13 protein-coding genes are annotated in these 13,261 nt (G+C 48.2%); 2 read left to right on the forward strand and 11 right to left on the reverse strand.

Going from position 1 to position 13,261, the window contains the following annotated elements; translation table 11 throughout:
• Nucleotides 1-734: 734 nt before the first annotated feature.
• Nucleotides 735-1,472 carry a nitroreductase family protein gene (locus HMPREF2955_RS13595; protein WP_070723975.1) on the reverse strand — a complete coding sequence of 246 codons (738 nt, stop codon included), beginning with the start codon at nt 1,470-1,472 and terminating at the stop codon, nt 735-737.
• 867 nt (nt 1,473-2,339) lie between these two features.
• On the opposite strand from HMPREF2955_RS13595, the gene HMPREF2955_RS13600 reads away from it, so the two are divergent.
• Nucleotides 2,340-2,807 (forward strand): hypothetical protein, encoded by a 468-nt coding sequence (locus HMPREF2955_RS13600; RefSeq protein WP_070723957.1) that lies wholly within the window; start codon nt 2,340-2,342, stop codon nt 2,805-2,807.
• Between the two features lie 215 nt (nt 2,808-3,022).
• On the opposite strand, the gene HMPREF2955_RS13605 is transcribed toward HMPREF2955_RS13600, so the two are convergent.
• Together HMPREF2955_RS13605 and HMPREF2955_RS13610 are read right to left on the reverse strand one after the other, a co-directional pair.
• On the reverse strand, nt 3,023-4,015 hold the full coding sequence (locus HMPREF2955_RS13605; RefSeq protein WP_070723958.1) for an aldo/keto reductase: 993 nt from the start codon (nt 4,013-4,015) through the stop codon (nt 3,023-3,025).
• 207 nt (nt 4,016-4,222) lie between these two features.
• The gene (locus HMPREF2955_RS13610) at nt 4,223-6,253 is read right to left on the reverse strand and encodes a TonB-dependent receptor plug domain-containing protein (RefSeq protein ID WP_070723959.1); all 2,031 of its coding nucleotides are present in this window, start codon (nt 6,251-6,253) and stop codon (nt 4,223-4,225) included.
• Between the two features lie 337 nt (nt 6,254-6,590).
• Here HMPREF2955_RS13610 and rpsO point away from each other — a divergent pair, with 337 nt between their 5' ends.
• On the forward strand, nt 6,591-6,860 hold the full coding sequence (gene rpsO / locus HMPREF2955_RS13615; protein WP_009162388.1) for a 30S ribosomal protein S15: 270 nt from the start codon (nt 6,591-6,593) through the stop codon (nt 6,858-6,860).
• Between the two features lie 187 nt (nt 6,861-7,047).
• Here rpsO and HMPREF2955_RS13620 read toward each other — a convergent pair whose 3' ends face one another.
• The 8 genes from HMPREF2955_RS13620 to HMPREF2955_RS13660 all read right to left on the reverse strand — a co-directional run.
• Entirely contained in the window at nt 7,048-7,782 is a 735-nt protein-coding gene (locus HMPREF2955_RS13620) for a rhomboid family intramembrane serine protease (protein WP_070723960.1), read from the reverse strand.
• 7 nt (nt 7,783-7,789) lie between these two features.
• Entirely contained in the window at nt 7,790-8,269 is a 480-nt protein-coding gene (locus HMPREF2955_RS13625; protein ID WP_070723961.1) for an S-ribosylhomocysteine lyase, read from the reverse strand.
• 119 nt (nt 8,270-8,388) lie between these two features.
• On the reverse strand, nt 8,389-9,072 hold the full coding sequence (locus HMPREF2955_RS13630; RefSeq protein WP_070723962.1) for a 5'-methylthioadenosine/adenosylhomocysteine nucleosidase: 684 nt from the start codon (nt 9,070-9,072) through the stop codon (nt 8,389-8,391).
• A 354-nt stretch (nt 9,073-9,426) separates the two neighbouring features.
• A complete protein-coding gene (locus HMPREF2955_RS17090) occupies nt 9,427-9,558 on the reverse strand; it encodes a hypothetical protein (protein ID WP_256374708.1) in 132 nt (43 codons plus the stop codon).
• Nucleotides 9,559-10,659: 1,101 nt separating this feature from the next.
• Nucleotides 10,660-11,073: a membrane receptor RagA gene (locus HMPREF2955_RS13645; protein WP_246830164.1), complete on the reverse strand. Its 414-nt coding sequence runs from the start codon at nt 11,071-11,073 to the stop codon at nt 10,660-10,662.
• Between the two features lie 203 nt (nt 11,074-11,276).
• Nucleotides 11,277-12,173 carry an energy transducer TonB gene (locus HMPREF2955_RS13650; protein WP_070723965.1) on the reverse strand — a complete coding sequence of 299 codons (897 nt, stop codon included), beginning with the start codon at nt 12,171-12,173 and terminating at the stop codon, nt 11,277-11,279.
• Between the two features lie 56 nt (nt 12,174-12,229).
• Nucleotides 12,230-12,790: a hypothetical protein gene (locus HMPREF2955_RS13655; protein ID WP_070723976.1), complete on the reverse strand. Its 561-nt coding sequence runs from the start codon at nt 12,788-12,790 to the stop codon at nt 12,230-12,232.
• 55 nt (nt 12,791-12,845) lie between these two features.
• A partial coding sequence (locus HMPREF2955_RS13660; protein WP_070723966.1) for a hypothetical protein occupies nt 12,846-13,261 on the reverse strand: 416 nt, incomplete at its 5' end.

Raw genomic sequence — 13,261 nt, forward strand, 5'->3', positions numbered from 1 at the left:
CGAGCAAGCTCGACGTTGTTCATTTGGCTTAACGCAAACGTTCTTCTTGGTTTCTAAAACAGATATTCATCTTTTCCACGGCTTTGCGTAACATGGCAACAGTGCACTATCTGCCCCTTAACACGGCACGCACCCCACATGTCAACCTCGCATTTGTGTTTTTGTTATGGTATCCTTTGGCAAAGGTACGTTTATTTTTCATAAAATGCAAGATAAAACGAAAGAAAATCTACAAAGTTATGGTCAAACAGAATTGCCTTTGGGAAATTGCCGTTAGAAGAAGACAAAACGTGCATAGCCTGTCATCAACACCCCCCACACAGGGGGAAAGGGGGTACTTCCATTTGCTAACGATGCAACAGCGACTGACTTAATCCAATTCTGTTTGACTTTCTTAATTGACAAAAGCAACAGACAAGCCACACCAACCATAGCAGACAACTTCGAACATGCGGATAGCCATTCCTTCTCCACCACGGACAAGCAGACAGAAAGAATGTAAATTTGTTTCCTAACGATTGTATTAGCCGTTTTCATTTTATGTCTGGCCAAACGCAACTGGTGTGCAAACATCCCTTCGCCCATAGGCCCACACCAAGCCTTGTCTCGTTAACGCAGGATGGAACGGTGCGCAAACATCCCTTCGCCCATACGCCCACACCTTATATATACACGCGCGTGTGCGCGCGTGCGCGTAGCATACAATGTTCTTTCGTGCAGCAAGCCAAAGCCTATCACACAAAGCCTTGTTGCCTCAGCACCTTTAAAAGTGCCTCCGACATGGTTTCGTTGGCCACCTTGGTATAGCGAACATCGGTGTAAACCTGCGCCAAAGTCTCCTTCTTGTTCTCGGCAACAAAGGCCTTGTTAACGGCTAAATCTTCTTTTTCCGCATAAAAGTCGTCTATCTTCGTGGGCGTATAGTCGCGATAAACCTCATCGTGAACAAAGGCAGAAAGCGGAAGTCGGTCGCTCAATGCGGGCTGTTCGTCGGGCCAACCCAGGGTAAGCGTGGCCACAGGCACCACCAAGGGCGGCAGTTGCAGCACGTCTATAATCTGCTGGGCGTTATAAATGGTTGTGCCAAGAAAACAATAACCCAGCCCCTCTTCTTCGGCCAAGCAGCAAAAAGTCTGCGTAAAGAGCAAGGCATCTGTGGCTGCATTCATAAACGAAAGGAAGTTGTCGTAGCCAGGATGCGCCTTTCGCTGTTCGGCCCAAAGCGTGGTACGCCTGAAATCAGCACAAATGGTGAGCACTACAGGGGCTTGCGTGGTCATTGGCTGATTGAAATGGGCAGGTGCAAGTCGGCGTTTTTGGCTCGCATCGCGCGTAACCACCACGCTGTACAACTGCAAGTTACCCATTGTTTGTGTACGTGCGGCCTGTTCCAGCAAGCCGTTGAGCAACTGTTCGCTCACGTCGTCGGCCTTATATCGGCGTATGGTTGTTCGGTTCTGCAATGATTTCATCATGATTTTATTTGTTGTTTGCCCCACAAAGTTAAGGATAAAGTATTGAAAAGCATTCTTCGCACGCCATAAAATGGTGCGAAAAACATCGCCCTTGCAAATCGTTTAATCCAAAACATCCGCCAACACACATTGTCACCCTACACCGATTTAGCACTTTCAGGTTGTAAACAAAAGGCGCACAATTGGCATACGAAAACTTAACAGAATGTAAATTATCGCGACTTAACGTTAAAAGAAAACTACTAAAATATACTAAAAAATAAATCAACAAAGTGAAAATACATCAGCTTAATAATTAAAAAAGTGCTAAATCACAGAAAAAAGGAACTATAAAAGTAACAACTTAACAGATAATTGTGTATCTTTGCAGAGCAATGTCACTAATACAGCATTTCAGTATAGTTTTCATTAATTGTTACTCTACTATCTATAACAACCAGATGACGGTCTCTTCATCTATCACCAACTAACAGGGGTCTATCAGAGACCACGGGCCCCAAGGGAGGTTAAACCATGAAACTTAAAAGAAAGAGTTATGGTCAGGAAGACTATGAGCTCGACAATGTTTACAATGAAGAAGAACTTTACGGTCAAACAGTAGATTCTTCTATATGGTACACGTAACAAATATACGTGGGGATTTTTCACAACAACAGGAACTTGCCCTTAGCGTAAGGCACAACAAATAGGGGCAAGACTTCATGAAGGAATAGGAAAAAGGGTCTAAGGCGTGCATCTAATCATGTCACTTTAGACTTTTTTTATGCCCTCACTTCTCCACTTGCCCATATAGAGAATGGCCGAAAGTTGAGCAGAATGCCTACCCTGGCTACGTCAACTTACGAAACAAATCACTTTACCACAATGAAAAAGCAAACGAAAAGCATACTATGCGCCGCCCTCGCAGTTCTATGTATGATTAGTCTAACAACAGCCTGCACTGCCAGCAAACAAACCAACAACGACATTGAGCAAATCAGCTATCACGAGGCACGGAATTTCTTTCTGAACCAAGGGCAAGAACTAGCTGTGGGGCAAAAAATAACCAACGACAAAGACTTCGACAAGTTTTTCGGCTTGGCTGCATTCATGGGAAAAGGCGGCGAACCCACTCGCGTAGACTTCGCCAACGAGTTTGTACTGCCCATCGTTCTGCCCGAAACCGACTGCGAAACCGACATCACCGCCGTATCTCTAAGCGGCAACGCCTCGGTTATCAACCTCAACTACAAGGTAAAGGTGGGCGAAAAGCGCGATTTCTACATCCGCCCCATCATGTTGCTCGTTGTAGACAAGGCATACAGAGATGCGCAGGTGGTGGTAAACCAGTAATAAGTTTTGTAACACACGTCATCAGGATTGTCCGAACACTCCACTTGGGGCATCGGGCAATCCCGATTTTGCTTTAAACGCACATGCGCTAGCACCCGTTTTAATAAGGTTTCCTGGTGTAAGCTGCAAGTTTTCAGCCAGCCCGCCCCATCAGTTACCAGCTAAAAGCAGCTTTTAGGCAACACCCAAGCAAACCAAAACTCTTGCCAAATACATTATGGGGCTGTACAAGCGTCTACCTCGCGGTTGATAAACAGCAGTTCTTCGTTAGAAAGCGAGAAACTCATTGCAGCAGCATTGCTAATGGCTTGTGTGGCGTTTCGCGCTCCAGCAAGCACCACGCTAATGCCCTTTTGCAGCGTAGTCCACCTCAGAACAAGTTGAGCCAACGTCGCCTGTTTCTCTTCTGCAAGCGGTTTAAGATGGTTAAGCATCGCTTCAACACGTTCTAAGTTAAATCGCGAGAAATATTCATTACGATGGTCGTCTGCCTTCAAGCGGCTTCCTTCGAAGTATTTTCCAGTAAGTAAGCCACGCGCCATCGGACTATAAGCTATTATTCCCAAATTATTTTTCAGTGCATAAGGCACAAGTTGTGCCTCAATTCGGCGGTTCAGCATGCTGTAAGGCACCTGGTTACTTGCCAACTGAATACTTTTGGCAGCCTCTTCCAACTGTTCAACGCTGTAATTACACACCGCAGCAGCCCTTATTTTTCCCTGTTTCACCAGCAAGTCCAGTGTTTCCATTGTCTCACTGATGGGCGTTGTGCTGTCTGGCCAATGCAGTTGCAGCAAGTCGATATAGTCGGTATCCAATCGTTTAAGGCTCTCTTCCACCTCTTTAAGTATGTTTTCCCTACTCGCATATTTGTAAACACTAACGGTTTTACCATCTTTCAGCGCATCGCTAGTACGTTCGCCACGACCTGCGTTACTATCATCCCACACCAATCCGAACTTTGTTAGCAGCTGCAAGCGCGAACGATCGTAGCCCTTAATGGCCTTCCCAATCATCTCCTCGCTCAGCCCGAACCCATAGAAAGGTGCGGTATCGATGCTCGTTATGCCATTATCGATAGATGCGCGAACAGCCGCTATCGAATCAGCCTCTTCATTTCCACCCCACATTGTGCCCCCAATAGCAAACGAACCGTAGGTGATAACCGACAAGCGGAGGTCTGTTGCTCCTAGTTTTTTATACTCCATAATTGTTTGTTGTTAATTACATGCAAAGGTAACACTTATCAAACATCTCGCTAAACAAATAGCGTTAAATAACACTTGCACAACAACGACGCAAGCCCGATATTGCAAACACACAAAATAGCGGCAAACTTCTCTTTGCAAGAAGTTTGCCGCCAAAACACTATACTGTACCTCCCAAAAGCATAGAGAGGCTTTATCTATCGGGCATTACCAATTCAGCTTAACGCTTCCGCCAGCCATCACCCATTGTCCAGGCTGCTTAACGCCGCCCAAATCGTAATAAGGATGAGCCGTAAGGTTATCGCCCTGCACATAAAGCGAATAGTTGGGAGCCGTCCATTGCAGCTTTAAGTCCACCTTGGTATAGGGGTGGTAGCCGTTCATTCGTTGCTGCCAGCGCATCGCCCAGTGCGCCGAGAGGCGCGAAACGATGTGATGGTCTACCGATGCCGTAAACTTATGGCGCAGGTATTCCAAGGCATAGAGCGACTTATGTATGGGTTGCGTGGTTTCGTGCTGTTGGTGAATGTAGGCATAACCCAACTTAACGGCCGTGAAGGGACTGCCCACCCACAGCTCTTTTGGCATGAAAGCGAGGTCTACCGATGCCCCCATGTTGTCCAGTTTGCCAATGTTCAGGGCATGATAACGGGTTGATGCAGCCGTCTCGAACACCCAGTCAATCATGTCGCGCCCATTGCTATAAAAGGCGTTCAGTTGCGTTTCGAGTGCCGTTGTGCGATAACGCGCCCCCAGCTTGTAGGTGTTCACGCGTTCGGGGTTAAGGTTCATGTCGCCCACCTGTGCGCGGTTGCTGATGTAGAGGTCGGTATAAGTTGGCAGGCGCAAGGCCTTGTTCCACGAGGCATACACCTTCCATTGCACGTTTGGCCGCCAAGAGATGTCTACACCTGGGTAAAACCGCAAACCGCCAGATAGCCACGTGTTGTGGTTAGCCAGCAAACCGGCCGAGAGCGTAAAGTGTTCCAGCACCACGTTGTGTTCTAAAAACAGGCTCGTGTTGGTTCTTTCGCCCCGTCTTTCGTACATTCGGTCGCTGCCATGTATGCTTTTCCATTGGTCGGCAGGCAAGGTTTCGCCGTACGCCGTGCTGTAAATCACCTCCTTACGAAGGTCTGCCCCAAGGGCCGTTTTGCCCAGCAGCCAGTTTACCACCGTGTTTAACGACCCGCCAAACACGTCTGTTCGGTGGTAGTTCTCGCCTTTTGCGGCACCCGTCATGCCGCGTTTCCATTGGTAATGGTCCCAATTTCGCTGCCAATAGATGGTTGGCGAGATGGTCAGCACGTTGTTGGCCACGGGTCGGATGTTGCTACCCGCCGAGGCTATGAACCTCCGCGTGGCCTCGTATTGGTTGTCGCTGGCTATGCCATAGAATGTTCCTGCGCCGTAATCCTTAGAGATAAGGCCGGCTTGCCAAAACAAGTCAACCGCGTTTGCCGCGAAATTGCCTTGGTAATAACCCTGTCGTTTACGAAAATAAGTGTTGATTGTTCCGCCATCCGACTGCGAATAACCACCGCTAAGCTGCTGGTTCACGGCCTTCGACACCAAACTAAGGGCCGCACTGCCACCAAATGTGCCAAACGAACCGCCATCGGCCGACAGCCTGACGCCGCTTTGGGCCTCGGTTTTGGTCACGATGTTGATGGCACCGCTAAAAGCCGACGCGCCAAAGACACGTGCCGATGCCCCTTCGAGCACCTCGATGCGGTCGATATCAGAAAGAGAAACGGGAAAATCTGCGGCGTTATGCCCAGTTTGGGGGTTGCTAATGTTCACGCCATTCAACAGAATGGTAATCTGGTCGAACGTTCCGCCGTTGATAGAGATGTCCGTCTGTACACCAAAGCCTCCGCGTTGACGGACATCCACGCCCGAGACTAACTTTAAAACGTCGTTAACACTGGTTGCCGCAGCCCGCTGAATATCGTCGCTGGTGATAACGGCAACAACCTTAGCCGCCTGTAAGGCGGTGAGCGGCGCACGCGAACCAGTGACCACAACCTCGTCTAGTTTCAGCTCCTTATGCGTAAGGGTGTCTGCTGCCAACGGGGTGCGGGTGCTCACGCCTTCTGCCTTGGCATGCGCCAAGGTTGCAACGCTCAGCGTGCCCACGATAACTTCTTTTCCCAAACACGAGAAAAGCGCATATCCCTTACGAGAGAAATACGTGAAACGCAGGCTCGCACGCTTGTTGAATAATGATTTGTACATAAAATAAGTTGTTATTAAAAACGGTGCAAAGGTAATAAAAAGACGAGAAACAGAGAAACTTTTTGCGCGCAGCAAGCAAAAGGACGATACCCAAGGAGTAAGCAACGAGACATGCAGAACCCGTGGACAAGGGGGATAAAACGGCGCGGAGAAACGACGTGAACGAGGAATAAAACTAAGGAAAGAAGCGGAAAAGGCGAGAAAGAGGACACCCCTATTTGTTAAAAATCATCACATTGCGCGATAAAAGGTTGGTAAAGAGGATGGTTGAACCAATAAAAAGTATTACCTTTGCACCCGCATTTATGCACAAAACCATTTTATAAACAAAAGTTCTATGTATTTAGATCAAGCAAAAAAACAAGAGATCTTTGGACAATACGGGAAGTCTAACTCTGATACTGGTTCTGCTGAGAGTCAGATAGCATTGTTCTCCTACCGTATTTCCCATTTGACGGAACACTTGAAAAAGAACCGTAAAGATTATAACACGGAAAGATCATTGACCATGTTGGTAGGTAAGCGTCGTCGTTTGCTCGACTATCTGTACGACCGCGACATCGAACGCTATCGCGCCATCATCAAGGCTCTTGGTCTGCGTCGCTAAGACGCCAGGCAACAACGTTGCCTTCGCTTGCGAAAACTTACTCCCCGCAACTGTGGTTCACCACACGTTTCGGGGAGTTTTTTATGGTAAATGGCGAATGCGAGATTTACTTCGAGCCCAACCAACAGCCAGAACCCAAGCTCTCAGCCTTTTTCTAAAATGCCATTCTCCACATTGGTTTTAGTCTTTAATCTGCATTCCGCTCTTTCCACAAAGGGAGGGCGCAGCCGATAAGAAAGCCGGTGAGCAGGCCAACAGCATGTATGGTAAGGCTTATGCCCACCCTAAAACTGCTCAATATGCTTAGGGCAACCAGTCCCAAGGCGATATAGAAGGCAGTCTTGTGGCGTTGAAACACGCTGGTGTCTAGCAAAGCGTAACCAATAAACGCACCATAAAAGCCCAAAACGCCACCCGATGCGCCAAGGAAAACATAACTATTGGTGACCGAACAGACCAAACTGCCCACCACGCCACAAGTAATAAACACCGCTACCACCTTTCTGGGCGACATGATCTCTAACAAGAACATCGCTCCATATACATACGATGCAGCGTTACTCATGAGGTGTATCGCATCGGCATGGGCGAAAACATTGGTGACAAGCCGCCACCATTCGCCGTCAACATATATGCTTTCGCGTTGTCCCCCACCCCACTCCAAGCACTCTTGGGCTGTGGTGAAAAACGGATTAACACCACCTAAGACCATTACCACGAAATAAACGAAACACACAAGCAAGGGAATGGCAGCGGGATATTGCGTTTTATAGTTCTTAAACGAGAAGTCGATGCTACCTGCCGTTTGCTTAACATACAGCATGGGCTTAACGTATGGCATGTGTTTAGGCGGCTCTACGGGCAAAGCTACAGGCTGCTTGCCTTCTTGCCCGCCTGAAATGGGGTGCTCTTCATCGGTCATATTGCGTCTATTTTGGGTAAATCAAGTTTTCTTCTTTCATGTTGTTCAACACTTCGTCCACAAACTTGCGCGCCTCGCAACGAGCCGCAGGCAGGTCGTGTAGCAGGTAGTTGCCGCAGTCTTTGGCGGCAGCTCCGGGCACTTCGCCCTCAAAATTAGCCACAAACTCAAACGTGCGGCGCATCAAGTCAACAATGTCGGCCGACTTCAAGTCGCCTTTCATCAGCAGATAGTTGCCCGTAAGGCATCCCATAGGCCCCCAATACACCACGCGGTCTTTCCATTCGGGGTCGTTACGCAGAAAGGTGGCGGCCAAATGCTCCATCGTATGGATGGCACCCTGCTCCAAAATGGGTTCGCGGTTGGGTTCTTTCATGCGGACGTCGAAGGTGGTAACAACATCGTTTCCAACGTTGTCTTTACGGCTTACATATATGCCACGTTTCAGTTTGTTGTGGTCGATGGTAAAACTAGGTATCTTATCCATTTTGTTTTGTTGTTTAAAGGGTGATGTTGGGCAACCGCTGGGTTGCCCTTTATAATATGGTGTAAAGTTGTTTTGTTGTCAAGCTGCTCGCACTTAGCCTGTAAAGGCACGGCAAGGGGCTAAAGGCTCTTCACGAATTGGCTAACCACAGCGAACGAACCATTTGCCATTCGTTCCCAAAAGTCGAAATACTGTGCCGCCTTTTCGTCTTTTAGCGGTACGTCGCTGATGATGCGGAAACTAACGAACGGCGTTTGATAGCGGTAACAGGTGTGGGCAATCGAGCAGCTTTCCATGTCAACCGCCTTAGCTTTGGGAAAGTGTTCGAGTATGCTACGCATCTTTTCCTTACTGTCAACAAACCAATCTCCGCTAACAATAAGTCCGCCATGAATGGGCGTTTCGCCTTTGAGCGAAAGCGCGCGACTAACCATATCTGTTGCGGCATCAAAGCATGGGGGCAAGCCAGGCAGCTGTCCGTAGGCCACATCGGTGCCGCAATACAGGTCGTGATAGGCATAATGCGTGCCTACCACCACTTCTAAGGGGTTCATTTCCACGTCGGCACCGCCTGCCACGCCCGTAGAAATCACCAATTGGGGCGTGTAACGGGTAATGGTTTCCACGGCTCCGATGGTGCTGTTCACCTTTCCGATGCCGCATTGCAGCAAAACAAGTTCGTTCGTTCCGATGTTCCCCGTAACGAAAGTAAGGTTGCGATGCGTTTCTACCTTTTCGTTTTCGAGCAACGAACGGAGCTGAACAAACTCCTTATCCATTGCCACGATAAGTGCTATTTTCATTTTTCCTTGTGTTGTTTCCTTATATTAAAGATGTGTATGGGCATGGCCGAACATCAGCCTTTGCAACGTATTGCCTTTGGGCGAACGATTTTGCATGCCTCAACATCTGCAAAGTTACGATAAAAAAACGAAGAATGCGCACGATAAACTCGTCTTGACTTTTAATATTTCTATAAATTGAGCTGAGTTTATTGTCCTTGTGCAGTAAAACCAAGACAAACACGCTGCCCATGTGCAAAGTACTGGACAAAGACACGATAAAATCCGAATTTCTGCCCCATTGGTCTGTATCGAAACGTGGTTGTGTATCAAAAAACAATCTGACGGAAGTTATTCAACACATTCTCTACAAGCTCAAAAACGACTATCAGTAGCAGATTGTTTCTGCATTTCCATGATGTTGTTTCCGTTGTCCGTGAGCAGCATGGCCTGCAAACGCTCGCGCAGGCAGTAGTAAGCGTACGTGTTTTCTGTGCCGTTGCCCACGCGCGTGTGTGCGCCACAATCGTGTTTGTCTAGTTTTCAGTAAGAATTTTAACATTATGAGTGCCCTTTTTGTTCACCAATCGCTCACTCGGCCGCAAATATTCGATTCTCGCGAAGGTTTGTTTCGATGCAAAAAGGGGGTAGCACGCGAATGCAACAAAATGAATTTATATTCCAACGGACTGGCATTTGCACCAGCTTTTGGGCTATTTGCAGCAAAATGCAGTGCAATTTGCAGCAAAACGCAGTGCGTTTTGGTGCTAAATGCCGTGCGTTTTGGTGCTAAACGCAGTGCAATATGCCGCTAAATGCAGTGCGTTTTGGTGCTAAACGCAAGCCAAAATGCTGCTTGATGCGACACAAAAAGGCATAAATATCCACTGAAAGTGTATAAACAAAACCTTTTAGAACCATGAAACACATGGCCAAAAAGGGCAAAATAGCCGTTAAAAAGTGGGTTTTAGGAGCTAAAAGTGGGCAATTCGGGGTTGAAAAAATACGGGTTGGCAACCAATCTAGAAAGGCAAAATGGTGCAAAATGCAGGTTTTCTTCCCCAAAACAGACAAAGCGAAAGACGTGAAAGGCTAAAAATAGTAGTTATTTACCTACCTTTTAACCTATTTTTTCGCTAGAACGGCGTGAAAATAAGAGCGATATTGTAAAATAAAATTTAAGTTTTTTTTTAAGTTGGTGGTTTGGTAAGTTTGTAAGTTGGTGAGTTTGCGAGTTTGTAAGCTTGCAAGTTGATAAGTTGGTGAGTTTGTAAATTGACGAGTTGGTGAGCTTGTAAGTTTGTGAGTTGATGGGTTTGTGGGCTTGTGGGCTTGTGGATTTATGCAGTCGGGAGTTTGTCGGGGGCGTGTGTTTATAAGCCAGTGAGTTGATTTGTACTGCACTTTGTATTGAGAGGAGTGTTTACTTGTGTGGGCACCGCAAAGACAACAAACTCCTCTCAAATTACAGAAATATTAAAAGTGAAGACAACTTCGATGTGTGGGGCAAATGGCCAAACAGGCTGCTACTTATTACTCGGCGGAACAAATTTCGTGACCATCCGCACCTTTTGTATTCTTTTCCTCCTTTCCTTTTTTTGTTCCTGATCATCCCAGTTCGCCGGTGCGAATAATCTCCCCAGTCGAATCTTCGGACACTGAATCTGTTTCTGAACGGTTTCTTATTTCTTCTGGTAAAAATTCTTTTGTGTCTTGGCATTCGCTTGCCTGCACACTGTCCTGCGTTTCTTGCAGAGCCTTCGGGCTGTTGCCTTGTTTACACCCCGTTGTAAAGGCCATTCCCAAGGCCACACCCATAACCGTTACTGCCTTTCCTGCCTTTCGCAACAGGTTAAGTTGATGTTCCAAGTAGCGCACTTCGGCCTCGCATGCGGGGCAAGTGCCATTGCAATTGCCCTCAAAGTGGCATTCTTTCGGGGCGTACACAATGCCGTTGGTGTCGGCCACGCGCTTTCTCACCTGCTTTAAGGCTGCGCAAATGCTTTTTCCGTTTGGTTTCATGTGAAGTATATGTTTAAGTTCTTGCCTCTTTTCTCGTTCTTCGAAAAGTGCGTTTTGCCTTTCCACTTCGCCCAAAGCTCCGTGTTGGCGATTTCCAATTCTCGCCATGACAATGTTCGAGCAAGCTCGACATTGTTCATTTGGCTTAACGAAAACGTTGATGTTATGCGCTACACCTAATGATCTGCAAAACTGCCACCTGCCTACTTTAACACAAAGGGAACGTCTATCACCACAAGCGAACGAACACGCTTACCTTCCATTCGCGCGGGCCTCCAACGAGGCATCTCCTTCAACACACGTATGGCTTCGGCATCGTAAAGAGAGTCTGCCGACTGGATAACACGCATGGCCGAGAGTCTGCCATTGCGCTCAACCACACACGCCACCTTAACTAAGAACTGCCCACAAGCGGCAGACATGGTGGGCGTAATGCGTATATGGTCTTCAATAAACTGCCGCATGGCCTCGTCGCCTTTCTTGTATCGGGGGCTGATTTCGGGATTTAGATAAACATGGTTGCGGTTACGAGCAATGCGTTGGTAATAGGGTATGCCGCCTGCATAGCAGGCAATCTTCTTCGCAGGAGTTGAAGTTACCGACACTTCGGGCAGTGCGTATCCGCTAGAATCGGGCATATACACGGCCGTTGTGTCTACTTGTGCCGTGCCTTTCTTCACCACACGCCCGTTGTTTCCACGCAAATAATGGTGCCTTGCGTGGAGTTTTGCCCCTTCGTCGGTGGCCAATACGGGGGCGTTGGCTTGCGGCTGCGGGCAGGGTTGGCTTGTTGGTGAGGTTTCGTTGGCTGCTGTCGGCTTATCCGTTGCGGAAAGCGGCGTGCCCGGAGAGGAGTTGCAACCAGCAACCATCGTCAGTCCGAGAGCCAAACCTGCCACCTTAACAGCCTTACCTGCCAAGCGTAGTCTGCCCAATTGGCTTTCTATATACTGCACTTCGGCCTCGCACGCCGGGCAAGTGCCGCTGCAATCGCCATCGAAACGGCAAGGTGCAGGGGTGTAGTGGATGCCGTTGGCATCGGCCACTTGCTTGCGTATCGTTTTCAACGCATGGCAAATGTTCTTTCCGTTCGACTTCATACGCGTCTGTTTTTAATCGTGTCTGGTCACTTCTCTGTAACAACTTAGACTCTCCCTTACCGCCTTTTGCGCCCTTTCTTCTTATTGTTTTGGGGCGTTTTCTCGGCTTTATTTTTCTTCTTTGGCTTGGCTGGCCCAATCTTACCCAGCGGGAAAGGGTCACAAGGATCAACTTTCGGCGAGCCCACAGAGTCGTCCTCGATAATTTCTCCCATCGGTATGGGGTCTTCTCCAGAATGTCTTGTGTCCTTAATCAACGAAGTATCCGTGCGCGATGCCGTGGGTGTGGGACTCGTATTACTGCCAGTTTCCACGCGGTTTGTTTGGCCTGGGCCTTGCGGAGAGGTAGAAGTAGCGTTCCCATTGCTTGTCTTACATCCCGCAACCATCGTCATTCCCACGGCCACGCCCATAACCGTTGCAGCCTTTCCTGCCTTTCGCAGCAGGCTAAGTTGGTGTTCCAAGTATCGCACTTCGGCCTCGCATGCTGGGCAAGTGCCGTTGCAGTCGCCCTCAAAGTGGCATTCTTTGGGGGCATATACAATGCCGTTGGTGTCGGCCACGCGCTTTCTCACCTGCTTTAAGGCCGCGCAAATGTTCTTTCCGTTCGACTTCATACGCATTTGTTTTTATTGTGTTTGGTTGTTTCTCTGTAACAACTTGGCCTCTCCCTTAACGCCTTTTGCGCCCTTTCTTCTTATTCTTTTGGGGTGTTGTCTGGGCGTTGTTTTTCTTCTTTAGCTTAGCTGGCGCAATCTTATCACGTGAGGAAGGCTTAGCAGTTGTATTGGTCTCATGGGTCGAATCCCACCCTTTGGGAAGATCACCAAATATATACTCTCTTTTAGTACTCCCCGTGTCTGTGCGTAATGTATCGGGTGCTGAGGATATATTATTGTCTGTCTTCAAGTTACTGCATTGGGCTATGCGTTGTGGTGTTGTAGAAGTAGCATTTGCATTGGCCGATTTACACCCCGCAACCATCGTCGTTCCCACGGCCACGCCCACAACCGTTGCGACCTTTCCAGCCTTTCGCAGCAGGCTAAGCTGATGCTCCAAGTATCGCACTTCGGCCTCGCATGCGGGGC

Source organism: Prevotella sp. HMSC073D09 (genome assembly GCF_001814145.1).
Lineage (GTDB): Bacteria > Bacteroidota > Bacteroidia > Bacteroidales > Bacteroidaceae > Prevotella > Prevotella conceptionensis.

Coding starts and splice junctions, on each gene's coding strand:
- HMPREF2955_RS13600 (WP_070723957.1), top strand. CDS start 2,340: ATGAAAAAGCAAACGAAAAGCATACTATGCGCCGCCCTCGCAGTTCTA.
- HMPREF2955_RS13595 (WP_070723975.1), bottom strand. CDS start 1,472: ATGAAATCATTGCAGAACCGAACAACCATACGCCGATATAAGGCCGAC.
- HMPREF2955_RS13650 (WP_070723965.1), bottom strand. CDS start 12,173: ATGAAGTCGAACGGAAAGAACATTTGCCATGCGTTGAAAACGATACGC.
- HMPREF2955_RS13645 (WP_246830164.1), bottom strand. CDS start 11,073: ATGAAACCAAACGGAAAAAGCATTTGCGCAGCCTTAAAGCAGGTGAGA.
- HMPREF2955_RS13610 (WP_070723959.1), bottom strand. CDS start 6,253: ATGTACAAATCATTATTCAACAAGCGTGCGAGCCTGCGTTTCACGTAT.
- HMPREF2955_RS13655 (WP_070723976.1), bottom strand. CDS start 12,790: ATGAAGTCGAACGGAAAGAACATTTGCGCGGCCTTAAAGCAGGTGAGA.
- HMPREF2955_RS13630 (WP_070723962.1), bottom strand. CDS start 9,072: ATGAAAATAGCACTTATCGTGGCAATGGATAAGGAGTTTGTTCAGCTC.
- HMPREF2955_RS13620 (WP_070723960.1), bottom strand. CDS start 7,782: ATGACCGATGAAGAGCACCCCATTTCAGGCGGGCAAGAAGGCAAGCAG.
- rpsO (WP_009162388.1), top strand. CDS start 6,591: ATGTATTTAGATCAAGCAAAAAAACAAGAGATCTTTGGACAATACGGG.
- HMPREF2955_RS13625 (WP_070723961.1), bottom strand. CDS start 8,269: ATGGATAAGATACCTAGTTTTACCATCGACCACAACAAACTGAAACGT.
- HMPREF2955_RS13605 (WP_070723958.1), bottom strand. CDS start 4,015: ATGGAGTATAAAAAACTAGGAGCAACAGACCTCCGCTTGTCGGTTATC.